At 39.6% G+C, this 23,869-nt stretch carries 25 protein-coding genes; 23 read left to right on the forward strand and 2 right to left on the reverse strand.

Translation table 11 applies throughout. From position 1 onward, the window contains the following. Positions 1-428: 428 nt before the first annotated feature. Genes DCC39_RS15825 through DCC39_RS15840 form a run of 4 tightly spaced genes read left to right on the forward strand, consistent with a single transcriptional unit; the run spans position 429 to position 3,127 of the window. Positions 429-809 (forward strand): GntR family transcriptional regulator, encoded by a 381-nt coding sequence (locus DCC39_RS15825; protein ID WP_116555874.1) that lies wholly within the window; start codon positions 429-431, stop codon positions 807-809. Next, positions 806-1,720: an ATP-binding cassette domain-containing protein gene (locus tag DCC39_RS15830; protein WP_116555875.1), complete on the forward strand. Its 915-nt coding sequence runs from the start codon at positions 806-808 to the stop codon at positions 1,718-1,720. The genes DCC39_RS15825 and DCC39_RS15830 overlap by 4 nt, the downstream gene beginning before the upstream one ends. Next, a complete protein-coding gene (locus DCC39_RS15835; protein WP_116555876.1) occupies positions 1,689-2,438 on the forward strand; it encodes a hypothetical protein in 750 nt (249 codons plus the stop codon). The genes DCC39_RS15830 and DCC39_RS15835 overlap by 32 nt, the downstream gene beginning before the upstream one ends. Beyond that, a complete protein-coding gene (locus tag DCC39_RS15840) occupies positions 2,438-3,127 on the forward strand; it encodes a hypothetical protein (RefSeq protein WP_116555877.1) in 690 nt (229 codons plus the stop codon). Before DCC39_RS15835 ends, DCC39_RS15840 begins: the two co-directional genes overlap by 1 nt. Positions 3,128-3,202: 75 nt before the next feature. Here the strand turns inward: DCC39_RS15840 and DCC39_RS15845 are convergent, their stop codons facing one another. Then, positions 3,203-3,655 (reverse strand): coiled-coil domain-containing protein, encoded by a 453-nt coding sequence (locus DCC39_RS15845; RefSeq protein ID WP_116555878.1) that lies wholly within the window; start codon positions 3,653-3,655, stop codon positions 3,203-3,205. Between the two features lie 198 nt (positions 3,656-3,853). Between DCC39_RS15845 and DCC39_RS15850 the strand changes: the two genes are divergently transcribed. From DCC39_RS15850 to DCC39_RS15915, 14 genes are all read left to right on the forward strand, one after another. Continuing rightward, on the forward strand, positions 3,854-4,561 hold the full coding sequence (locus DCC39_RS15850) for a response regulator transcription factor (protein WP_116555879.1): 708 nt from the start codon (positions 3,854-3,856) through the stop codon (positions 4,559-4,561). Beyond that, positions 4,558-5,541, forward strand: a complete 984-nt coding sequence (locus tag DCC39_RS15855; RefSeq protein ID WP_116555880.1) for a sensor histidine kinase — start codon at positions 4,558-4,560, stop codon at positions 5,539-5,541. The genes DCC39_RS15850 and DCC39_RS15855 overlap by 4 nt, the downstream gene beginning before the upstream one ends. Positions 5,542-5,655: 114 nt before the next feature. Continuing rightward, positions 5,656-6,420, forward strand: a complete 765-nt coding sequence (locus tag DCC39_RS15860) for an ABC transporter ATP-binding protein (protein WP_276309931.1) — start codon at positions 5,656-5,658, stop codon at positions 6,418-6,420. Beyond that, the gene (locus DCC39_RS15865) at positions 6,395-8,287 is read left to right on the forward strand and encodes an ABC transporter permease (RefSeq protein ID WP_116555882.1); all 1,893 of its coding nucleotides are present in this window, start codon (positions 6,395-6,397) and stop codon (positions 8,285-8,287) included. The genes DCC39_RS15860 and DCC39_RS15865 overlap by 26 nt, the downstream gene beginning before the upstream one ends. A gap of 94 nt (positions 8,288-8,381) precedes the next feature. Further along, positions 8,382-9,194 (forward strand): DUF368 domain-containing protein, encoded by an 813-nt coding sequence (locus DCC39_RS15870; RefSeq protein WP_116555883.1) that lies wholly within the window; start codon positions 8,382-8,384, stop codon positions 9,192-9,194. Between the two features lie 71 nt (positions 9,195-9,265). Next, a complete protein-coding gene (locus DCC39_RS15875) occupies positions 9,266-10,240 on the forward strand; it encodes an AAA family ATPase (RefSeq protein WP_116555884.1) in 975 nt (324 codons plus the stop codon). Then, entirely contained in the window at positions 10,237-11,502 is a 1,266-nt protein-coding gene (locus DCC39_RS15880; RefSeq protein WP_116555885.1) for a DUF58 domain-containing protein, read from the forward strand. Before DCC39_RS15875 ends, DCC39_RS15880 begins: the two co-directional genes overlap by 4 nt. 13 nt (positions 11,503-11,515) lie before the next feature. Continuing rightward, positions 11,516-12,886 carry a hypothetical protein gene (locus DCC39_RS15885; protein WP_116555886.1) on the forward strand — a complete coding sequence of 457 codons (1,371 nt, stop codon included), beginning with the start codon at positions 11,516-11,518 and terminating at the stop codon, positions 12,884-12,886. 99 nt (positions 12,887-12,985) lie between these two features. After that, the gene (locus tag DCC39_RS15890) at positions 12,986-13,705 is read left to right on the forward strand and encodes a hypothetical protein (RefSeq protein ID WP_116555887.1); all 720 of its coding nucleotides are present in this window, start codon (positions 12,986-12,988) and stop codon (positions 13,703-13,705) included. A 169-nt stretch (positions 13,706-13,874) separates the two neighbouring features. After that, positions 13,875-14,276 carry a GntR family transcriptional regulator gene (locus DCC39_RS15895; RefSeq protein ID WP_116555888.1) on the forward strand — a complete coding sequence of 134 codons (402 nt, stop codon included), beginning with the start codon at positions 13,875-13,877 and terminating at the stop codon, positions 14,274-14,276. 4 nt (positions 14,277-14,280) lie between these two features. Continuing rightward, complete coding sequence (locus DCC39_RS15900) at positions 14,281-15,132, forward strand: ABC transporter ATP-binding protein (RefSeq protein ID WP_116555889.1); 852 nt, start codon at positions 14,281-14,283, stop codon at positions 15,130-15,132. Between the two features lie 181 nt (positions 15,133-15,313). Continuing rightward, a complete protein-coding gene (locus DCC39_RS15905; protein ID WP_116555890.1) occupies positions 15,314-15,613 on the forward strand; it encodes an AbrB/MazE/SpoVT family DNA-binding domain-containing protein in 300 nt (99 codons plus the stop codon). Then, a complete protein-coding gene (locus DCC39_RS15910) occupies positions 15,614-16,048 on the forward strand; it encodes a PIN domain-containing protein (protein WP_116555891.1) in 435 nt (144 codons plus the stop codon). Between the two features lie 58 nt (positions 16,049-16,106). Then, positions 16,107-17,999: an ABC-F family ATP-binding cassette domain-containing protein gene (locus DCC39_RS15915; RefSeq protein ID WP_116555892.1), complete on the forward strand. Its 1,893-nt coding sequence runs from the start codon at positions 16,107-16,109 to the stop codon at positions 17,997-17,999. Positions 18,000-18,055: 56 nt separating this feature from the next. Here the strand turns inward: DCC39_RS15915 and DCC39_RS15920 are convergent, their stop codons facing one another. Next, positions 18,056-18,799 (reverse strand): YqjF family protein, encoded by a 744-nt coding sequence (locus tag DCC39_RS15920; protein ID WP_116555893.1) that lies wholly within the window; start codon positions 18,797-18,799, stop codon positions 18,056-18,058. 199 nt (positions 18,800-18,998) lie between these two features. Between DCC39_RS15920 and DCC39_RS15925 the strand changes: the two genes are divergently transcribed. From DCC39_RS15925 to DCC39_RS19880, 5 genes are all read left to right on the forward strand, one after another. Beyond that, the gene (locus DCC39_RS15925; protein WP_116555894.1) at positions 18,999-19,643 is read left to right on the forward strand and encodes an SDR family oxidoreductase; all 645 of its coding nucleotides are present in this window, start codon (positions 18,999-19,001) and stop codon (positions 19,641-19,643) included. A 622-nt stretch (positions 19,644-20,265) separates the two neighbouring features. Beyond that, the gene (locus DCC39_RS15930; RefSeq protein ID WP_116555895.1) at positions 20,266-21,459 is read left to right on the forward strand and encodes an acyl-CoA dehydrogenase family protein; all 1,194 of its coding nucleotides are present in this window, start codon (positions 20,266-20,268) and stop codon (positions 21,457-21,459) included. Positions 21,460-21,476: 17 nt separating this feature from the next. Then, the gene (locus DCC39_RS15935; protein ID WP_116555896.1) at positions 21,477-22,613 is read left to right on the forward strand and encodes an acyl-CoA dehydrogenase family protein; all 1,137 of its coding nucleotides are present in this window, start codon (positions 21,477-21,479) and stop codon (positions 22,611-22,613) included. An 81-nt stretch (positions 22,614-22,694) separates the two neighbouring features. Next, positions 22,695-23,540 carry a crotonase/enoyl-CoA hydratase family protein gene (locus tag DCC39_RS15940; RefSeq protein WP_205948532.1) on the forward strand — a complete coding sequence of 282 codons (846 nt, stop codon included), beginning with the start codon at positions 22,695-22,697 and terminating at the stop codon, positions 23,538-23,540. Between the two features lie 100 nt (positions 23,541-23,640). Next, positions 23,641-23,724, forward strand: coding sequence for a putative holin-like toxin (locus DCC39_RS19880; protein ID WP_407071867.1), 84 nt, complete (start codon positions 23,641-23,643; stop codon positions 23,722-23,724). The last annotated feature ends 145 nt before the right edge of the window (positions 23,725-23,869 follow it).

Genomic DNA, 23,869 nt, shown 5'->3' on the forward strand with positions numbered 1-23,869 from the left:
CATATGTGGATAATTATAAATTCCCTATAAAACAGCAAAGTTTCAAAATTTACTCCTCAGAGCTGTATCATTTTGACTCATCTTGATTCCCCCTTACTTACATTTTGCCAGTTAATTTGGCTGTAGCCAATACTTTTTAAGCAAATCGAGAAGGCCATTAAGAAATTCATTGCTATCGTTGTTGAAGTTTTCCTATTCGTTAACCTGTACGGTTAAATTGTTGGAATAATTTAACGGCAGCTATTTCTGGGAGTTGTTTTTTTGCAAACGATAGCGACCTGTCTAAATTAGAAACTTTTTAATTAAAAAAGTTAGTCCTGCATTTATAGCTCTCAAAATTTTGGGGCGCTTTTTTTATTGCGTTTTTTTATCATTTATTATATACTACATTACAACACTAATGCACTGGTTCTGAGAGGGGGTATTGGATGATTCTTAATACAGATGATACGAAGCCAATTTATATTCAGATTGCAGAGTGGCTGGAAAATGAGATTTTGAGCGAAAATTTCAAAAGCGGACAAAAGGTATTTTCACAATATCAGCTCGCTGAATTGTTTAATATTAATCCAGCAACTGCTGCAAAGGGATTAAATGTATTGGCGGATGAAAACATCCTCTATAAAAAACGGGGGCTAGGCATGTTTGTGGCAGATAGGGCGAAACAAATGATTTTAACTAAAAGAAAAAATGAAACGTTAAAGCGAATGGTTCTTGAAATTGTGCTTGAAGCAGAACGGCTGGGTGTCAGTAAAGAAGAATTGTTTCAAATGATTATTGAAGCGAAGGATGAGGTGGAAGAGGGATGAACGTTATCAAGTGCAAAGATTTGGTAAAGAAATATGGAAACACTAAAGCATTAGATGGGCTTTCATTTCATATCGAAGAAAATAAAATAACAGGGCTTATCGGAAGAAACGGAGCTGGCAAAACGACGCTATTAAAAATAATCGCCGGTTTTTTTCAGGAAACGTCTGGGGAAATAAGCGTATTTGGGGAGCGGCCTTTCAATAGTCTTTATGTTTCGGCAAATAGCATTTACATAAACGATGAGATGACTTTTCCTTCGACGCTGCGTTTGTCGGAAATTTTAGATGCGGCAAGCCAGTTTTATGAAAAATGGGATGCGCAGCTTGCAGAACGCCTTTTTGATTACTTTTCGTTTCGCTCCAATCAGTACCATAACAATCTGTCAAAAGGGATGAAAAGTACATTCAATATGATTGTGGGGCTTTCATCGCGATGCGCGCTTACAATATTTGATGAACCGACAACAGGGATGGATGCCGCGGTTCGAAGCGACTTTTACCGGGCATTATTGAAAGATTACATTGATTATCCGCGAAGCATCATCATTTCAAGCCATCACTTAAATGAAATTGAACATTTGCTTGAAGATTTGTTGTTGCTTAAAGATGGGAAGGTGAATCTTCATTTGTCAATTACCGAATTAAAGGAATGGGCGATTGGCATTCAAGGGGATGCCATGCTGATTGATGAATGGGCGAAGGATAAAGAGATTATCCATTTAAAAGATATTGGAACAAACCGCCAATATGTTGTGGTGAGAAATAACTTTACGGATTCGGAACTTCGCCGCGCCAGGCTGGCGGGTTTGGACATTTCATCTGTGGATCCGAGCGATCTTTGCGTGTATTTGACCAATAAAAATAAAGGGGGGATAGACGATGTCTTTCGTAAAGCCGAGTCTTTTAACTAACGTACGTAAACAATACTTATTTAAGTTAAAAGCTTATTATAGTGTCTTTACGACGCTCATTGTAGTGCAGCTTCTGGCGATTCTTTTTTCATTTGGGGGAGTCAGCATGACAGGCGGCGGCTCAAACAGCATTCAAGTATATATATCCTATTACTCAGCGGATATCGTTGTTATTTTTACCATCCTTTGGGCTTTTATCACATCTATTCTTATTACAACGAAGGCTTATCGTAATGACGATTTTATGTTCGTGGCAAATCGGGTGAGCAGCAATCTTTCAAATATTTTATTTCTGCTAACCGCAAGTTTGGTGGGGGGAATTACAGCGATGCTTTCCCGTTATGTCCTGCAAGTTATTATGTACTATGCATCTGATGTCCGTTTTGTAAAACCGAGCTTTTTCTTTGAAGCACCGACAGAGCTGTTAATCGGAATTGGAGCGGCTTCTTTATATATACTTTTTTTCAGTGGAATTGGCTATGCGATCGGAAGTGTCGTTCAATTAAACAGAGCATTTGCATTTATTCTTCCAACTGTTTTCATCGGCTTTTATATATTGGGAATGAACAGCGCAAATGGGAAATACGGCAGAGCGGTCTATCATTTTATTTTTACAGAAACGTCATTTCTTATATTTTTCATTAAGATGCTCCTATTAACATTGCTGTGTTTTGCTTTTTCGATTGTTGTTTCAAACCGATTGGAGGTTCGAAAATAATGGGCCTTAATTTTTTTCTTATAGTTATCATTATTGTGCTTATTGCGTTTTTTACGATTCGGAGCAAAGTGCAAGTAAGGTTTGGGAAGCCTTTATTTATCGGTTACGCACTTTTGTTGTTATTGTCTTTTGCATTGTATGAGTTTGTCATAAGTAAGAATATCACAGTCATTAACCCTGTTAGTGAGGCTGAAGAGGAAAAGGAAGTTAATAAATTTTTCGAGGCGATAAATGAAGGAAATATAGATAAGATCGAATCAGCATACATTGTAAAACAAGATGAAGTTGATTTTCAAAGTAATAAGCTTATGATTGAAACAGAAGATGATGATTACTTTGATCCTTCAGTAGTCGTAGAAAGAAAACCTGAAAATGATCAAAAAATCGACGTCATTTACTATAAAACGAAGCCGCTCATTAAGGAAATTGACATCATGAAAGAAATAAAGCCAATTCAAATGAATTGGAAAGGTGACACATTAACATTCATGAAGCCAGAAGAAGCAACATTTGACTTTGCGATGTTTAAAAAGGAATTCCCGATTTCGCAATTTACCGGGGAAGATTGGTTTGAGTTGAATTCGAATGGTTTTATAGGCTACCAGGTGATTTATTTGCGTGTACCGAAGGATTTGCAGATTGAAGAAAAGTCTGATGTGTTTATTGATTACGTAGGGGAAGAAGAGTGAAATGAAGGCTTATCCAACATGACTTTGGGTAAGCCTCTTTTAGAGAATGTTCAAAAAGTCCGGAGGCTTTAAGTCTTATTCAGCCCATTTTAACTCCGCCCATTTAAGCTTTGCTTCATGCACGGTTGTTTTAATGGAGAGGAGTTCGATGATTTTTTGTTGGTCAGATTGCACTTTTTCAAGCCGTTCCTGGGCAGCCTTTAATAATTGTACATCTTCTCGTGTTTCTTGACCGGTTTTTTTAACGCAGCCCAATTCATCGTGTATTTCTATTACAGCCCCTTTAATGAACGGGATTTCTGCGACATCTTCCTTCGTAGCCATTGTTTCCTCGATATGAGTCACCCTGTCTTCAAGTGATGTCATCCTGTCTTCAAGCGATGCCACCCTGTCTTCAAGCGATGCCACCCTGTCCTCAAGTGATGTCATCCTGTCTTCAAGCGATGCCATTCTTTCTTCAATTTTATCCATTTTCGAACCAAGTCCATCAACTTTTGAAAGAATTTCTCTTAAAAGCTCTTCATCCATTAAAATCTACCTCCAAATTATTTTCCGCTCAATCTTTGAAATTATTATAGCACGACAAAGAAGGGAAAAGTTTTCGGAACATATGTTCGGATTTATTATAATCATTTTTCTGAAATTTGCAACGTTTGTTTTGCGATCTTGTAAAAGCAATGTTGTTATGCAATTGTAGTAAGAAATAGTGAAAAAAGGAAGAGTAGCATGCCGAAAATTATGATTGTGGAAGATGATCCTAAACTAGCGGGACTATTAAGGTCACATCTTGAGAAATATGGCTATGAAGTTGTGTCAGTTGTAAAATTCGATGAAATCGTGGAATTTTTTCTGGAAGAACAGCCTGAGCTTGTTCTATTGGATGTGAATTTGCCAAGTTATGACGGTTTTTATTGGTGCAGGCAAATTCGCCGTGTTTCGACGTGTCCCATTTTATTCATTTCAGCGAGATCGGGGGAGATGGATCAGGTGATGGCGCTTGAAAATGGAGCAGATGACTACATCACAAAGCCGTTTCATTATGATGTTGTAACGGCGAAAATTCGCAGCCAGCTGCGCCGGGCTTACGGCGAATACGCTCCGAAAATGGAGGAACGAATCATTGAGTTGCAGGGACTTTCCCTTTATGCAGAGCGAATGGAACTGCATTTTAGACATGCGGCTGTATCGGTTACAAAAAAAGAAGCGATTTTACTTGAAATGCTGTTGAAAAGATTTCCTCGCGTTGTAAGCCGAGAGGCTTTATTGGAAAAACTATGGGATGATCAATCGTTCGTAGACGAAAATACGTTAAATGTCAATGTAACCCGAGTGAGAAAAAAGCTTCAAGAGCTAGGAATTGAAGATGCGATTGAAACGATTCGGGGCGAAGGTTACCGGATCGTCCCAACGTGGGGAGAAGGGAATCGTTCATGAAACTTTTTTTACGAGAACATATTCCGTTATTTACTATCGTTGTCATCCAACTTATCGCCGTCATTCTTATTTTTTGGCTTGATGGGTATAAGCATCCTTCTGTTGCTTTATATGCGCTGTTTGTCGGGCTTTTTATTTTTTTGTGTTACTTAGTTTATCGCTTTATGAGCCATCAAGCCTTTTATGAAAGGCTGTCTGCAAGTTTTTCGAATTTGGATGAATCAAATCAAATGTATGGGAATGCCCCGCTTGCTGCCTCTCTTGGAGAGTTATTGAAATCTCAATATACCCACTATATTCACCGGCTGAATGAATATGAGGAAAAACGCGATACGCACGCCACGTTTATGAATCAGTGGGTACATCAGATGAAAACACCGCTTTCCGTCATCGAATTGACGGTTCAACAGGAGGAGGACGAACGCTTTGTCAGTATTCGAGAAGAGGCGGATAAAATTAGCAAAGGACTTGAGATGGTGTTATATGCTGCACGGCTTGAAACGTTTGAACATGATTTTCAAGTGGAACCAGTTTCACTTGAAAACATTGTTTCCCAAGCCATTCGGGAAAACAAACGGTTATTTATTAAAAACCACGTGTATCCCGAAGTCAGCATTGAGTCCGATTTAACCGTTGAGTCAGATGAAAAATGGCTGATTTTCATCTTAAACCAGCTCATATCGAATGCTGTGAAATATTCATCAGGAAGTAATGAAAAGGTTAGTATCACTGCATTTATATCGAATGGGGAAGCCTGTCTCGAGGTGCGTGATAAAGGAGTGGGCATTCCGAAATCAGATGTAAAGCGTGTGTTTAAACCTTTTTACACTGGAGAAAACGGCCGGATTTACCGCGAATCCACAGGAATGGGTTTATATCTTGTAAAGGAAGTATGTGATCGTCTCGGCCATCAAATTACGATGGAGTCGGAAGTGGGAAAAGGAACGACGGTGCGTCTCACTTTTTCTGCAATTATCTAAAACCTTACATCATTGTAAGGAAACTGAAAGGTAAGCCGATAGTAGGGAGCCCTTTCCCTTATTATAATAAATGTAAATAATTAGAGTTGTATAGGAAGGGGTATTCCAATGGAAGTGTTAAACGTAAAACAGCTCAGTAAAATCTATGAAGGAAAAGTGCCGTATAAGGCGCTTGAAAATATTGATTTATCGATTGATCAAGGTGAATTTGTCGGCATTATGGGACCATCTGGAAGCGGGAAAACGACATTGCTTAATATGGTTGCCACGATCGACCAACCGACAACCGGCGAGGTTTTGATTAACGGGAAAAATCCTTATCATTTGAAAAAGGATGATTTGGCCCTTTTTCGCCGCAGGCAACTCGGATTTGTATTTCAAGATTTTAATTTACTGCACACATTGACAGTGGAAGAAAACATTGTTTTGCCTCTTACACTTGATGGTGAAAAAGTGAAAGTGATGGCTGAGAAAGTGGCAGAAATTGCTGAGAAGCTTGGAATAACCGGTATTTTGAAGAAAAGAATCTATGAAATTTCGGGCGGGCAGGCACAACGGGCCGCCATTGCGCGGGCAATCATTCATAACCCAGATATGGTGCTTGCCGATGAACCGACTGGAAACCTTGACTCAAAGTCATCACGCACTGTAATGGAAACATTGGAAAACATTAATCAAACGGATAAAGCGACGATGATGATGGTAACTCATGATCCGATTGCTGCAAGTTACTGTGACCGTGTCATTTTTATTAAGGACGGTAAGCTGTACAATGAAATTCACCGCGGGGACAATCGGCAAGCCTTTTTTCAAAAAGTGATTGACGTGTTATCGCTGTTAGGAGGGGATTCGGGTGACCTTTCGACAATTCGCGTTTAACAACGTCATTCGTAACAAGCGAACGTATGCCGCTTATTTTTTAAGCAGCACGTTTGCAGTAATGGTGTTTTTTGTCTATGCCATCTTTGCGTTCCATCCTTCATTGTCCAAAGGGGAGCTCAATTCGAGTGTTTCGCAAGGATTGCATTTTGCAGAAGCGATTATTTATGTGTTCTCGTTTATTTTTGTGCTATTTTCGATGAGTTCTTTTTTGAAAACGAGAAAAAAAGAGTTTGGATTATTGGTCATGCACGGGATGACGAACATGCAGCTTCGGCGAATGGTTTTTCTTGAGAATGTGTTTATCGGATTTTTTGCAACGATTTCTGGCATCACAATCGGGCTGGTTTTTGCAAAAATGTTGCTGCTTGCAGCTGAAAATATTCTGGATCTGGAAAAGACATTGCATTTTTACTTTCCAATAAAAGCAATTGGATTAACATTTGTTGCGTTTCTTCTGCTTTTTATTTTGATTTCTTTCGCGACGGTTGCCATTTTGAGAGGAAACAAGCTCGTTGATTTAATTAAAGGAAGTGCCGCGCCAAAGACAGAACCGAAGGCATCTGTTATTTTATCTGCTTTGGCAGCCATTTTGCTTATTGGGGGCTATGCGACAGCGTTGATCGTAAAAGGAATGATGGTCGCTGCTGCAATGATCCCAGTGACAACAATCGTTATTATTGGAACTTATTTTCTTTTTACACAGCTAAGCGTGTACATCATTAAAGCATTAAGAAAGCGGCAGTCAATTTTCTGGAAAAAAACAAATCTCGTTCTTTTTTCCGATTTAGCTTACAGGATGAAAGACAATGCCCGCACGTTCTTCTTCGTTGCCATCGTATCAACGGTTGCTTTTACGGCTATTGGTTCTCTTGTCGGTTTTCGGACGATGCTGTTTAGTAGTTTAACTAGTAGCAGTCCTTTTGCATTTGAATATGCTTCAGAGGAAGGAAATGTGAAGGAAGCGGAACATCTCTCACTCATCCGTAAAGAACTTAAAAACAATGACATTCCTTTTCATGAGACAAAGGTGAATGTAAAAAACCAGCCTGTGAAGGGCGAAGAGTATTCCACACACATTGTAAGTGAAACGGAGTACAATCATCTAGGACAATCGACTGGGCAGCCATTTGAAAAGCTGAATCTTCGTGGAAATGAAGTGGTTTATGTGTTTCATGCAAATCCTGTCGGAGAAAATCAAACACCTAAGCCTAAAGGAGAAAGAACGATTGCTTTAGAAGAAAACAATATCGTTTTGGAAAAAAAGAAAACAATCACTTCTAATATATTTCCGATTGATGTTGTTGTTGTCGACGATTCCATGTTTGAACAGTTAACGCATTTTGAGTCAAAGAGTACATTTTATTCGTTTTATATAAAAGATTGGAAAAAAACGATCGATTTAAGCAAAGAACTTGCGAAAGAAATTCCTGATTACAATGAATACTATACGTTCTTCTCTTTGCCTTACACATGGAATCTGGCGAACCAAGGATACGGTGCGACTTTATTCATTGGCTTGTTTATCGGTGCTGTGTTCTTTGTCGCGGCGGGCAGCTTTTTGTACTTCCGGCTTTACACAGATTTGGATGATGAGCGGAGAAAATTTTCAACGATCGGCAAATTAGGTTTAACGAACAAAGAACTATCAAAAATCGTGACGATCCAACTTGCCATCTTGTTCTTTGTACCAATCGCTGTTGCGTTGATTCATGGAGCGGTGGCACTGACAGCGCTTGAGCACATGTTTAATTTTTCCTTAGTTAAGGAATCAGTACTTGTTCTAGGAAGCTTCTTTACAATTCAAGTGATTTATTTCTTATTTATTCGATCCGGTTATATTCGAAAAATTAAACAAGCGATGTAGCCTAATTGTGTTGTGGTATAATAGATCTTAAGCTCCCACTTATAAAGTGGGAGTTTTTGAATAGAATGGATTTGTAAAAACGGGAGAATGGGTTATGGAATGGAGAAACATTTATCGAGGGTTTTTGATGGGAATTTCTGATTTAATTCCCGGGGTGAGTGGGGGAACGGTTGCGTTTGTACTTGGCATCTATGATCGCTTGCTTAAGGCGATTAGCGGCTTTTTCAGCCTCCGTTGGAAGCAGCATATCGGCTTTTTGCTTCCTTTAGGTATCGGCATCGGGGCTGCTTTACTTTCATTAAGCAAAGTCATCGATTATTTGCTTGCACACCATTTTGAGCCGACGCAATTCTTTTTTATGGGATTAATTATTGGCGTGTTGCCATTTATAATGAAGGAAGCGGATGTGAAAAATAGCTTTGCTTCCAGCCATTACATTGTCATGATTGTTTTTGCATTGCTGCTTGCTTCAATGGCATTTATTAAACCGTCTGAATCTGCCGATCCGATAACAACATTAAGCGTTCTTACTGTCATTGGTTTGTTTTTCTCGGGTTGGCTGGCGAGCATGGCCATGCTTCTCCCCGGGATTAGCGGTTCTTTTTTATTGTTGTTACTTGGCGTCTATTCAACTGCCATAAACGCACTATCAACACTCAATCTGCCAATTATCGCAGTGATCGGGGGAGGTGTGATTGTCGGATTTATTGTAAGCAGTAGAGGAATTCAATATTTACTTACTCATTTTACAAATATGACATACGCGATTATTATCGGATTAATTCTAGGGTCAATTGTCGTAATATTTCCTGGAGTACCTACAGGATCAACTATGATCATTAGTTTGATTATGCTGTTGCTCGGGCTTCTTGTCTCTTCTTTATTTAGTATGGTGAGCCGTACATAAAGTATAAAAGTCAATGTACCAAACATTGGCTTCTTTCTTAGTTATGATTGATCGAAAGCCGGGGGTATAAAATGGGGAAAAGTAATGTCAATGTGGAAACAAATGATACGGAATTGGATAAGCTATTTCATGAAGTGTCGAAAGTAGTCATCGGCCGAAAAAAAGAATTAAAGTTATTATTTACTGCTTTGCTGGCAGAAGGGCATGTTTTATTGGAGGATCTTCCAGGTACAGGAAAAACAACAATGGTGAAAGCTTTTGCAAAGGTTTTGGATTGTCGTTTTTCGAGAATTCAATGCACACCTGATTTGCTGCCTTCGGATGTCGTAGGGGGATCTATTTTTAATCCGAAAACGAATGAGTTTTACTTAAGGAAAGGCCCGATCTTTACAAATGTTTTATTAGTTGATGAGATTAATCGTGCGTTACCTCGTACACAATCAAGTTTGCTAGAGTGTATGGAAGAGGGGCAAGTATCAATTGAAGGAGAAACCCATCATCTTCCAAAACCATTCATCGTACTAGCAACGCAAAACCCGATTGATATGGAAGGGACATTCCCATTGCCTGAGGCACAGCTCGATCGGTTTTTAATGCGGTTGAAACTTGGCTACCCGTCATTAGAAGAGGAAGAACAGATGCTTGAACTGGTCGGCGATTTTCTTCCCTATGAACAAGTCCAGCATATTTTTGACCCTGAGAAAATTAACGTTTTACAGCAACAAATAAAAGAAGTAGTTGTTCATCCGTCAATACGTGAATATATTATTGCACTCGCTTCCGCAACTCGTAGTCATCCGCTTGTCTCTGTTGGAGTAAGCCCAAGAGCGAGCAAAGCACTTTACAAGACAGTGAAAACATGGGCTTTTTTAAACCATCGGAATTTTGTTTCACCTGATGATGTGAAAGAAATGGTGATACCCGTTTGGAATCATCGATTATTTTTAAATACAGAAGCAAGGATGCAAGAGGCTGTTCCGGAGAAAATTTTAAATCAAATTTTGCAAGACGTTCACGTCCCCGAAGAGAGAGTTGTACGTGTATGAATGAAGAAGCGATTTCTAACAGGGATGCCAAAGAAACGAACCCAATGCAGACGAGCTATTTCTTCGAGCGTTTTGCGATATGGGTTTTCGTTGCAGTGCTGCTTGTTTCCATTTGGTTCCGTATGTTGCCTCTGATTATTGTAAGCGTTTTTTTAATTTTGTTATTTTTCATGATTACGTTATGGAAAAAGAAATCGTTAACACGGATTGAAACGTCGCTTGATATGTCAAGGTCTCGTGTATTTGCTGAAGAAGAATTTACAGTTCAAGCTTCGATAGTTAATAATAAGTGGCTGCCGCTCATCTGGATTGAGTGGGAATTTCCTGAATCTACTCATTTGATTTGGGGAGAGGGGAAACGAGATCGATATATGATTCGTTTCTTATGGATGTTGTGGTATCAGCGTGTTGAATGGGCAATTAAGGGAACGGCATTAAAGCGCGGCGTCTATCAATTAGGGAAGGTGAAGCTGCGTTCAGGGGATGGCTTTCGGTTTAGTGAGATCGAACAAGTTCAAGATTTAGATGGGATTCTTTATGTGTATCCTAAACTCGTTCCCGTGCATGTCGCGCCTTTTTCTCTGTCTCTCAATTGGGGTGCGAAGGGGAAACAAGGTGGTTTTCTAGAAGATCCTTTATTAGTAAGCGGCGTAAGGGATTATCAGTCTGGCGATGAATGGAGAAGAATCAATTGGAAAGCAACGGCTCGAACGGGCGCGTTAATTACGAATGTTTACCAACCGATTGTCAACCGCGAATTAATGATGTTTATAGATGTAGAAGGTTTCGCTGTGGATGAAACAAAGTATGAAGATCCCAAGGAACAAAAAGAGTATGCTGAAATGAAAAAAAGAGAGTTTGAACAATTTTTGCAAATCATTACGTCTGTAGCTGTTACTTATCATAAGCAAGGGGTGCAATTGGGCTTTGCTAGCAACGCGTCCGATCATTTTGGACGTAAGCAAAGGAGTGTACCTCCTTCAGAAGACCTTACACGTTTTTTGGATCAGGTGGCCTTGATAACGGCAAATGTGGCGGGAGACAAGATTTTGGTTGACATCTTGAGAAATGGGATTCCGAAATGTCCTCTCTTTCTATTTTCAAAAGAAGTGACGAATAAGCATGTGCGATCGTATCAAGAGAACAAGCATAAAATCCCGGAAATTCGTTTCTACTATCAGTCGGCTAGTGAGCATGCTGCAAAATTAGCAAAGATCGCGAAGCCAATTGATTCATTCAGGGCAAAATCGATGTTAGGTTGAAGGGGTTAAGCCGGTGAAACAGTTAAAAAGTCTCTCGATTTACTTAATCTTGCTCTATAGTGAAGCGCTATGGATGGTTTACGCCATCATCTTTTTTACGGGGAATGAACGAGGGATTGCTCCGGTTTTTGATTTAAAATGGTGGATCATCGCCTGTATAGCAGGATTTGTTCTTAACGTGCTTCTTGCGGGAAGGGTTCCTTATTTTGTGATGGTTTTTGGAAATGGCATCGTTCTCACGGGCTTGATCATTCTAAATTGGCTATCGAATATGCCTGAACTTACGTTAGGTTTAGGAATCGCTTTGAGCATCGCGGTAAGTGTTCTTTTTATTCGAAGTGCCAATTTTATTTACCGTGAGCCGTCCCGAACGCAAATGATGGGACACTTTGAAGGAAATATTGTGTTGTATGTGATTTATGTGCTGCTTTTTTCATTAAGTGATTGGTTTCAAGGAACAGTCCCTTTTCATATGTTATTTCTATTCGCCATTTTTATGAGTTTAATTGGGATGGTGTTCACTCTTCAAAGTCATGAAATAAATGACGGACAACAAGAGACTGATATTCAGAAAGTCGGCCAGTCCGGCTGGTTTGTTGGCGTGATTACTTTCTTGCTTGCCAGTCTTTCGCTTCTTTGTTTAGTAATGCTTATTCCTTCTATACGAACAGGATTGCATGCAGTTGCGATCACCTTACTTTCAGGAGCGAAGTGGGTAGGGACAAGCTTAATGAACATCGCTGTGTTTCTATTCAATTTATTTCCGGAATTAAATTCTACGGGGGAGTTGCCGCCACCTTCAGAAGAACAACCAAATTTTTCCGGTGACGGGAATGAAGAAATCCCTTTTACAATACCGATTGAATGGATGTTTATCCTTGTCGGTGCAATTGCTGTTATTGTGATTGCAGTCTGGATGGTAACGAAGTGGTTGAAAAATAAGCAGCCTCCCCAGTCTGTAAAATTACAAAGTTTGAAAGTAGTTAGAGGTTCATGGTGGAAAACAGTTGTTAGAAAAATGATCGCCCTTTATCATAAAATGGTATTGGGATGGAAAATGCGTTTTCCGCGATTTTATCATTTCCCGATTTATTGGCAATATCACCAACTTGAAAAATGGGGAAGAAAAAATGGAATCATTCGGTTAAAACATGAAACATCAATGGAGTATGTGGAAAAGGTCATTGATTATCTTGAGGATGTAGTTGAAGGTAAAAATTATGAGGTAAAAGAACTTTTACATCAGTTAAATCATACGTATCAGTCGACTTATTACGGTTCCGAAAATGGGTATTCTGTCAATGAATTCAAGTCCTTAATTAATGATTTAAAAAAGCTTCGCAACAACCAAAAAAATAACGCTAGCGAGACAAAAAATATATAGTACCGAAGTCAATGTAAAAAAAAGCATTGACTTTTTTTATTTGTTGCCATACTGTATATATAAACATACACACCATAACAGTATGGAGGGGGAATCACGTTGTTTAATTGGAAAAAAGCGTATTGGTTAGCAACCTTTGAAACGAAAAGGTCATTAAAAGGGATTATTAGTTTATTTTTCTTGTTGATTTTCTTTTTGTTCTTTTTTGTTTTTACAGCACACTTGCAGCACAGTTTGTTTCCTTACGATATTCTTTTCCTAATCGCTTTCGGAGCAGCAGCTGTTTGGTCGAAGCCGAAGGAATTCCAATACCAGAAGCTCGGAGAAGAATTATGGGCATCACCGTATTTTATTATGCTTCACCAATTGGCGGTTCCGAAAGACATTCTAATTAAAAGCAGATTTATTAATTACTACCTCTTTTCGATTCCGTTTCATATTCTTTTACTTGCCCTTTTATACATTTTTTCAGAACCGATGAGAGACTTTTTAACGGTTGGGGAATATTTATCATTTTCATTGATTTGGATTTGTTTTGGCATTTATTCCGGTTCGCTTTATCCGGCGAGTGATACAGGTGATGTGATATCAAATGTGAAACTTGTTGTTTATGGCATTGTGCTTGTTTTCAGTGGGATATTGGTCGTGATAGGGATTCGGTACTTTTCTGGACACGGTATTGTCTTTTGGACAATGATGGCTGCAAGAAATTGGCCGGTTTTGTCAGGTGGCTTATCGATCGTATTGGCAATCGCTGGGGTCAAATACTGGCTACATTATGCTGCTAAAAATATGAAAAGAATCGATTATCTTATTTAAGAGGTTGTTCAAAAAGGTACAGAAAATCCGCGGCGCATCTCTTCGTTACGGTCTAAAAAACCTTGCTTATGATGGGCCGGTTTTTTTCCTGCCTCGATCCGCTTGCGTCTGATTCCGTCCCATTTTGAACACGATTTAAAGGCTTTACAGAAAGAGAGGAAATCCCCTAATGAAAATGCCAATTCATTTATCGAAAGATTCTCGGGTGCCAATTTATCATCAAATTGAAGAACAAATGAAAGCTTTGATCGCAGGCGGCCAATTACATGCAGGAACGTTACTGCCGTCCATTCGTTCCCTTTCCAAAGATTTGGAAGTCAGTGTAATTACGACAAGACGAGCGTATCAAAACTTAGAATACGAAGGCTTCATACGCACAGTTCAAGGAAAAGGAACATTTGTGGCAGACATTGATGATACGCTAAAAAAACAAGTTAAAGTGTCAGCAGTCGAGCAGGCTTTTGAAAACGCCTTGGATATTGCGCTTAGGCACGATTATAACGTGGGGCAAATTGAAAAGATGTTTCAAGATGTCCTGTCTCGTTATATAAAAAAAGAAAAAGGAGAGTAGGCAAATGGAATGTTCAGCGGAGATGAATCAAGTAAAGAAAAAAATTGATGATTTTCAATTAGGCCCCATTGATTTGGATATACAAAGCGGATTAATTACTGCGTTAGTTGGCAGCAATGGTGCAGGTAAAAGCACGGTATTGAAAATGCTTATGAATTTGGTAAAGCAGGACGAAGGAACAATTACTCTTCTTAATGAACAGGTTGATGGAGATTCAGAAGAGTGGAAAGAGAAGGTAGCTTATTTGCCACAATCATTTCCAGGACTTGTTCCTTTTACAGGAATGGAACTTAAAAAATTAACTTCCGAATGGTATCCGAAGTGGGATGAACGTTTGTTTAATAAAATCAACAAGTTGTTTGATCTATCTTTAACAAAAAAGTTTGGAAAGTTATCTCAAGGTTCACAGCAAAAACTAAAGTTTGCACTCACATTACCGAGAAATCCAAATCTTCTTATTCTTGACGAACCAACTTCACATATGGACATTCCATCAAAGAAATTACTCATTGATCTTCTCGTTGAATGGATGGAGGAAGGAGCTCGTACAATCCTCCTAGCAACACATCAAGTGGAAGATATTCGAAAACTCGCCGATTATCTCGTTATTATGGATAAAGGACGTATGCTTGGTTCATTTGAGAAAGAAGAATTAATCGCGCAATATAAACAATATTGGGTAAAGGGAAGTCTCCCGCCTGTCACTGTTCCTGGGGAAATTGAACGTAAAGAAAATATGCTCGTAACAAAATGCCCAAGCCAAACGGAAGAATTTCTGAAAAACCGTGGCGTAACTTGGTCAACCGCAAAATCGTTAGAGTTAGATGAAATCATCTCTATAATGTTAACAAAATAATGATGTTCCTCTATCTTCCCATAGAAATAGAAAATCTATGGAAAACCACTCGTTTGAGAATTTATTGAGAGGCAATGATTTGATCATAGTTAATGGGGAAGTATGAATCAGGTTCTTTGTATGATAAAATAATAAGTAAGAAAATATATTTTTTACGTAAAAAGAAAGGGAGGGTTCAATTATGCCGTTAACTAAAAACAGTAAAGTTTCAAGTAACAAGTGGATAAGAACTTTATCAGATAGAGGTCAAACCGTTGTTCCAAAGAGTATTCGGGATTATTTGAACGTAAAGGGGGGAGACTCATTGGAATGGCATGTAAATGAGAATGGTGACGTCATTGTTAAGCCTAAAAAGAAGGTGAGTGTCATGGATTCTTATGGGATTTTGAAACCAGAGAAAAGTGTTAATGATGTTGATCAAGCGATCCGTGATTCCAAAAAAGTTTTTGCTAAAAAAAAACATAAAGAGGGTCGTTTATAAATGCCAGATCATTTTTGGGCAGATACGAATGTGATTATCCGGCATATTACAGGAGAACCACAAAAGCAAGCTGAAGAAGTTCAAGAGATTATGAGACATGTTGATGAGGGTACATTTATTTTGCATATCAATCCGATGGTTATCGCGGAATGTTGTTATGTATTGGAAGCAATCTACGAATTCAATAAAAAGGATATATCCAAAGCATTGAAGTTTTTTTTAGCTTCCGAAGGCATTGAGATGGAAGAAAAAAAGGAAACGGAAGATGCTTTAATCGTTTATGGGCAGAAGAATGTTGATTTTGAAGACGCTTATTTAGCTGAAACTGCTCGTTGCTCTTCAATTACTGCAATCATGACATTCGATAGTAAACATTTCAAACGATTAAATTGTGAATATTATACTCCTAAACAATTGATAGAGGTAAATGATTGATGGTTGGATGCTTTTTTCAAATGTGATTGCCAATAAGATACTTAGGGATTGAAGTGAAATGAGTATGCTTTCTGTAGAAAACTTGTATAAAACATACGGAGAAAAGGTGTTGTTTGATCACCTTTCTTTTTCAATTGCAGAGAAAGAAAGGGTTGGATTAATCGGTGTGAATGGCACAGGAAAGTCTACATTGCTTAAAGTGCTTGCAGGAGTGGATTCAGCCGATGATGGGAAGCTTGTGCATGCAAATGATTTTCAAATTGAATATTTGCCCCAAGATCCTGAGTTGGATGAAGAGCTAACAGTTTTTGAGCAAATCTACTATGGTGATTCGGAGCTTATGACTGTACTTCGCGATTACGAGCAAGCGTTAAGAGATCTTGATGCTGATCCAAAAGATAAGCAAAAACAAGATGCCGTTTTCGCTATGCAACAAAAAGTGGAACAGATCGGAGCATGGGAAGCGAGCACGGCTGTCAAAACGATTTTAACAAAGCTCGGTATTACTAATTTTGATGAACATGTCAAAGGATTATCAGGTGGTCAGAAAAAAAGGATTGCGATCGCAAAAGCATTGATTCAACCTGCTGATCTTTTGCTTTTAGATGAACCAACAAACCATTTAGATAACGAAACAGTCGAGTGGCTTGAGACACATTTAGCACGGTATAAAGGGGCATTGCTTGTCATTACCCATGATCGATATTTCCTGAACAGAGTAACGAACCGAATCTTTGAGTTGGATCACGGAAAACTATATGTGTATGACGGCAACTATGAACGGTTTTTAGAAAAGAAAGCGGAAAGAGAAGAGATTGCGGAAACAAATGAAAGAAAACGGCAGAATATACTTCGAAGAGAATTGGAATGGCTAAAAAGAGGAGCAAAAGCCAGAACAACAAAACAAAAGGCAAGAATGGGGCGTGTTCATCGCTTGCAGGATGAAGCTGGAATGGCCTCAAGCGAACGAATTGAAATGGCGGTTGGCGCTAGCCGGCTCGGGAAAAAAGTGATGGAAGCGAAGGGTATTTCGAAGATGCTCGGTAACCATACGCTTATCGAAGATTTCAGCTATCTTGTCGCGCCGGATGAACGACTTGGAATTATTGGACCGAATGGGATAGGGAAGTCAACACTCTTAAATATACTCGCAGGAAAGATAGAGCCTGATAAAGGCTTTGTTGATGTTGGAGCAACCGTGAAAATCGGCTATTATACGCAGAATTATCCTGAAATGGATAAAAATATGAAAGTGATTGAGTACATCAGAGAAGCGGCTGAAGTGATTAAGACAGCTGATGGGCGCTTTATAACAGCCGAGCAAATGCTGGAACGATTTTTATTTTCGAGACAAGCACAGTGGACATATATTCGCGGATTGTCTGGCGGAGAACGGCGAAGGCTTTATTTGCTAAGAGTTTTGATGGGGGAGCCGAATGTTTTATTTTTGGACGAACCGACAAATGACCTTGATACCGAGACACTCACCATTCTAGAAGACTATTTAAACGATTTTCCGGGCGTCGTGATCACGGTTTCCCACGATCGTTATTTTCTGGATAAAGTCGTTGATCGATTGTTAGCCTTCGTAGGAGATGGCGCCATTCAAAGGTTTGATGGTAATTATTCTGAGTATCTTGCATTAAAACAAGAAAAAAAGGCTGAAGAAAGTCAAAAAGACGTTACTGAAAAAGCAGTGAAACAGCCACAAAAAAAGGAACGTAAAAAGAAGCTGTCCTCTCAACAACAGAAAGAATGGGATGGAATCGAAGAAAGAATTGTTGCTTTGGAGGAGAGAAACGAAGAAATCCAAGCAGAAATCGCAGCAGCTGGGAGCGATCTAGACCATGTTCAAGAATTGTACACGAAACAGCAAGAAGTGGAGCAACAATTGGAAAAAGAAATTGAAAGATGGACAGAACTATCGCTATTGATTGAAGAAATAGATTAGCCCAATATTTAGTAAAAGGTTAACCTAGGTTTAGAGCGTACAAGTCGTGCGCTCTTTTATTTAACGTGTTTAATTGGCCAAGCAAACACTTTTTTATTGCTAGTATAATGGAGCAACGGCTTTGTTTGAAAACTTGAGCGGGGCAAAAAAGAAGCCATCGTATTTTCAACAATTTTTGCTTTCGCTGTTGTTACTTTCCATTTGTCGTGGTGAATATCCCCCCTAAAAACCCATTTCCCTTTTGTCGTCCAAAAACAGTAACGTTCAAGCAACCAATAGTCGAGGCTATGAGGAGAAGGAAAGAAGGGATCGGAAGTTGAGCGATAATAACTTTCGAAATTATCTTTCAACCTATCTGAGTGTTTTCTTTTCGTTTTAAAACAGAAGCCAGAATTTTCTTGATGGAATGCTATATCTGCAAATCGGTAAGGCAACAATGCTCCGATTTTCGCTGCAAATACTATAGGACGTTTATTTGCATCAAGGCTGAAGAAATAGACGCCTGGCTTTCCTTTATATGTAACATATGTACGTACATTTAATTCAATAAACGAATGAAGATAAGGTATTTTTGGCAAGCTACGTATTTTAGCATCATTCACTTGGAAAAGGACGTAACTAATCCATGCTGTCTTTTCAAAAGTATCAAGTTCAAGTTGTTCTGGAATTTGTTTTTTGAGAAGTGAAGCTGTAACGGGCCAGTGAATCATTAGAAGATGCTCCCATTCTTGGGTCATCACCCATGGAAAAGAAGGAAGAGGAAACGGACGTTGTTCAACTTCTGTAAAAGCTCTATGCATAGAAATCAGCCCTTTCACCTTAAGATGTTAGTAGTGTTATTCCCAAAAATAGTATGAAATAAGCCTAAAAAAATTGTTCTGGATCAGCTGTTGCAACGAAAGAAGGTATTCATTTTTATAAAGATAAAGCACATTTAATGATAAATTCCAAAATCTTAATTAGAATTTAAATATAGATGTGATGAAAGGGGAATGCACAATGAAGGTTTTGGTTATCGGAGCAAATGGACAAATTGGACAGCAGCTTGTCGATCTGCTGCAAGAAAGTAATGTACATACAGTTCGAGCCATGGTGAGGAAAAAGGAACAAGCTATCTCTCTCCAAGAAAAGGGAGTCGAAGCTGTAGTGGCGGACTTAGAGGGACCTGTTGATGATATTGCAGACGCTGCCAGAGGTTGCGATGCTATCGTCTTTACAGCAGGATCTGGAGGAAAAACAGGCGCAGACAAAACACTGCTCGTCGATCTGGACGGGGCAGTGAAGACGATTGAAGCGGCTCAAAAAGCAGGCGTAAACAGATATATTATGGTAAGCGCACTTCAAGCCCATCGTCGTGAAAATTGGAACGAAAAAATTCGCCACTACTATGTTGCAAAACATTATGCAGATAAAGCGCTTGAAGGCAGTGGTTTAACGTATACGATTGTGCGTCCCGGCGGACTCACAAATGAACGAGGAACAGGAAAAATAGCAGCGGCTGAAAATTTGGAAAGAGCAACGATAACGAGAGAAGATGTAGCAAAAACGGTTTTTGCCAGTTTGGATGAGGAAAATACATTTAATCGTTCATTTGATCTCATTCAAGGTGAAGATGACATTCATGAAGCATTAAAAAAGATTTAGATAAGATATAGTGAAAAACAATAGTATAATAGAGAGGCAATAGCGTAGGTTTTTCAAGGGTGGTCGGCACACTTCCCGATTTTTGAAGGAGGGAGGTGATGCTGTATGACAGAGTTTGAATCACTAACCGTGCTTAGTAGTGGCAATCCTGTCATTTAGTAGAAATGACTAAAAACCGCCCTTGAGTTTGGACAGCTCTGGCGGTTTTAGTCTCCCCGTAATGGGAACCTAGCTGTTGTAGAGCCGTTTCGATGTTAGTCGCATCGAAACGGTCTTTTTTATAGTATGATTCTCTAACTTTATTATACCCGATAATCTCTTACTGAAACCAGCCTAAATACTTGCTATCGGCTCTGAGGAGTAAATCTATAATTTATTCTTTTTAACATAAAGTGTTTAAAAAAGTGTACAATTTTTTAATCTGTAAATTAAGAACAGACACATTGGAAATCGATAATGTAGTGGAATCAAGGGTTTAATATCGGAATAATTCTTGCATCTATAAAATATGTTGAGATATACACATTATAAGAAAAGAAATCATTCGTTCAGTAGGAAAATTGGTTATTGATGTAGAAGTATTTTTAAGTTCTGATCTTTTAGAAAAGGGAGGATAAACGAAATGGATTTTTCATTTACAGCTGAAGAAGAAAAGTTTCGTGATGAATTACGTACATGGCTGGAAGAAAATTTGCCCGCTGGCTGGCTTGAAGGAAAAAGAATGATTCCTGAAGATGATAACGAAAAAGCCCAATTTTTAAGAGAGTGGCAGCGTAAATTATCAGAAGGTGGATGGGCTGGGTTGTCTTGGCCGAAAGAGTACGGAGGAAGAGGCGCTTCTTTAATTGAAGAAGTGATTTACGAGCAAGAAATGGCTAGGGTGAATGCTCCTCCTGTGTTAAATATTATTGGCCTTGCCATGGTTGGACCAACGCTTCTGCAAATTGGAACAGATGAACAAAAAAATAAATACATAAATAAAATTTTAAACGGCGAAGAAATATGGTGCCAAGGATATTCTGAACCGAATTCAGGCTCTGACTTGGCGGCCCTTCAGACAAGAGCTGTCAAACAAGGGGACAAATGGATTATTAATGGTCAAAAAATTTGGACAAGTTACGCACATCTCGCCGATCGATGCTTTTTGCTTGCGCGTACAGAAAACACAGGCAAAAAACACGAAGGAATTACTGCCTTTCTCGTGGATATGCATCAAGAGGGCGTTGAAACGAGAACAATTCGCTCGATCAATGACAAACGTGATTTTAATGAAATGTTTTTCAATGACGCCATTGCATATGATGCAGATATTGTAGGCGAGGTAAATGATGGGTGGCGAGTATCACTCACTTTACTTAGCCATGAAAGGGTCGGCATCGCGAGACAAACGTTTCGTTTACAAAAATTATTTAGTGAACTAGTTGACTTGGCAAAAACAATGAAAAAGAACGGGATTCCTTTCATTAAAGATCCGATTGTACGACAAAAGCTAGCAAGTTTTCGCGCAAGGACAAGAGCTTCGCTTCTAAACTATTACCGTCATTTGACAGACACGATTCAAAATGGGAAACCAGGGCCTGAAGGCTCGATGGATAAGCTTGGCTCAGGTGAATTGGGACAAGAAATGCTCGCTTATGCCGTTTCTTTGCAAGGAGCTTATGGTCTGCTTTGGAAAGAAGATGCTCTGATCGATGCAAGCTGGCAGCATGATTATTTGCGCTCCTATGCGTACACGATCGAAGGCGGTACCTCTGAAATTCAGCGAAACATCGTTGGCGAACGCATCCTTGGATTGCCAAAGGATATTAAATATTAACAAAGGGAGGCATTGAGATGGACTTTTCATTAAATGAAGAACAAAAATCGTTCCAAGCATCCGCTCGTCAATTTATTGACTCAAAGGGCGGTTTAAGTCTTGCCAGACGTTATACAGAAGGTGAAGAGCAAGTATTAGATGAATTATGGGCAGGGTTAGGAAATCTCGGCTACATGGGGATTACGGTATCAGAAAACTACGGTGGATTGGGAATGGGGCCACTTACGCTTGTCCCTATTTTAGAAGAAATGGGACGCGCCCTTATTCCGGGTCCTTATGCGGAAACGGTTGCTTTTGCCGTCCCTTTATTAGAAGCCTATGGAACAGAAGAACAAAAGCAAACATATTTATCCGAGATAGCGGAAGGGAAGAGGAAAATCACCCTCGCCTTATTAGAGGACAGCGCAGAACTCGTGCCTTCTGCCATTCAATTGCAAGCAAGAAAAGATGGAGAAGATTATGTGTTAAAGGGAAAGAAAACCCTAGTCCCTTATGCTGAGAATGCAGACACTTTCATCGTACCTGTAAGAACGGGGGGCAATCAGGGCGAGTATGGGATTTCACTGTTTCTTGTCGATCGTGAAAATACAAACTTAACGTTCAATTCTTTGCTAAATATGGATGAAACGAGAAAACTATCAAATGCCTCCTTTGAGGGAGTTCGTATTTCTAAAAAACAATTAATAGGATCTGAAAATATTGGCTGGGGAATCTTGCAGGAAGGCCTTGTTCATTTGAATGCAGCGTTATGTTCAACAATGGTCGGCGGAATGGAAAAAGTGGTAGAAATGTCAACGGAATACGGAAAAACGCGTATACAGTTTGGGCAACCGATCGGAAGATTCCAAGCGGTTAAACATCGCATCGTGAATATGAAAATGGATCAAGAAAGTTCCCGCTCATTAACCTATTACGCGGCTTGGGCAGTCGAGAATCAATCGGAAGATATGATAGAGGCTGTTTCGCTCGCGAAATCATTTGCCTCAGAAGCTTATATTCGAATGGCGAGCGATAACATCCAAAATCACGGAGGCATGGGATTTACATGGGAATTTGATTGCCATCTCTTCCTTAAGCGTGCAAGAGCATTAGAGAATCATCTCGGTTCACCTGAATATCATCGTGAATTAGCGGCAGTAGAATTAGGTTGGTAATGAACAGAGGCCAGAAGCCAGATTGTATAAATTTGCGAAAGAGTAAATTTATCCTTTTTCAAAAAAGGAGGCACAAAAATCTTGTATGAAACACTGAAAGTTGACGTATCTGAACGGATCATGACTGTTACCTTGAATCGCCCTGAACGGTTAAATGCCTTTAATTCTCAAATGATGAATGAACTCATTAGTGTTTTTGATCGTGCAGATGCGGATGATGGCGTTCGGGCAATCATTATGACAGGAGAAGGGCGTGGATTTTGTGCAGGCGCGGATTTAGAAAAAGGGGGAGAAGCGTTCGCAAGGGATACATCGATAGACGAGCACCGTGATGGAGGCGGGATGGTGTCTCTCCGAATTTACGAACTCAAAAAGCCAATCATTGCTGCAATTAACGGCCCAGCTGTTGGTGTAGGGATTACAATGACTTTACCAATGGATATTCGCATCGCAGCGAACAATGCGAAAATAGGTTTTGTTTTTGCGCGTCGTGGGATCGTCCCTGAAGCATGCAGTGGATGGTTTTTACCTCGAATTGTTGGCATTAGCCAAGCATTGAAGTGGGTTTACTCCGGCAAAGTGTTCTCAGCGGAAGAAGCGTTACATGGCGGCCTTATTAGTGAAGTGGTTGCACCAGAAGATTTAATGAAAACGGCCCGTGCCACAGCCATTGAAATTGCGGAAAATACATCGGCAACATCTGTTGCGCTTTCAAGGCAATTGATGTGGACGATGCTTGGAGCAGACCATCCGATGGAATCACATAAAATAGAGTCAAAATTGATTCGCTGGGCTGGCAGAATGCCAGATTCAAAGGAAGGCGTCGAATCTTTTCTAGAAAAACGGAGGCCGGATTTCAAAATGAGAGTAAGCAAAGATCTTCCGGAATTCTTTCCTTGGGGGGAAGAACGCAAATTTCATGAATGATTCAGTTGGGAAATTAAAGGAACAAAGTGTAATAAATGGTATAATAAGAGCAATAGAATAGGCACACTCCTCCATGGTAACAGGAGGGAGGTGATGCCGTATGACAGTGTTTGAATCACTCACCGTTATGATCGCGTTTGCGTGTCTGGTAGTGGCAATCCTGTCATTTGATAGAAAAAACTAAAACCGCCCTTGAGTTTGGCCAGCTCTGGCGGTTTTAGACTGTCAAGTGTGCCAATCCCCTTAAGGGAACCTTAGCTATTGCGCGACCGTTTCGATGTTACAGCATCGAACGGCCTTTTTGTGAAAAGAAAACCATACGCTAGGCG

The organism is Pueribacillus theae, assembly GCF_003097615.1.
Classification (GTDB): Bacteria; Bacillota; Bacilli; order Bacillales; family UBA6769; genus Pueribacillus; species Pueribacillus theae.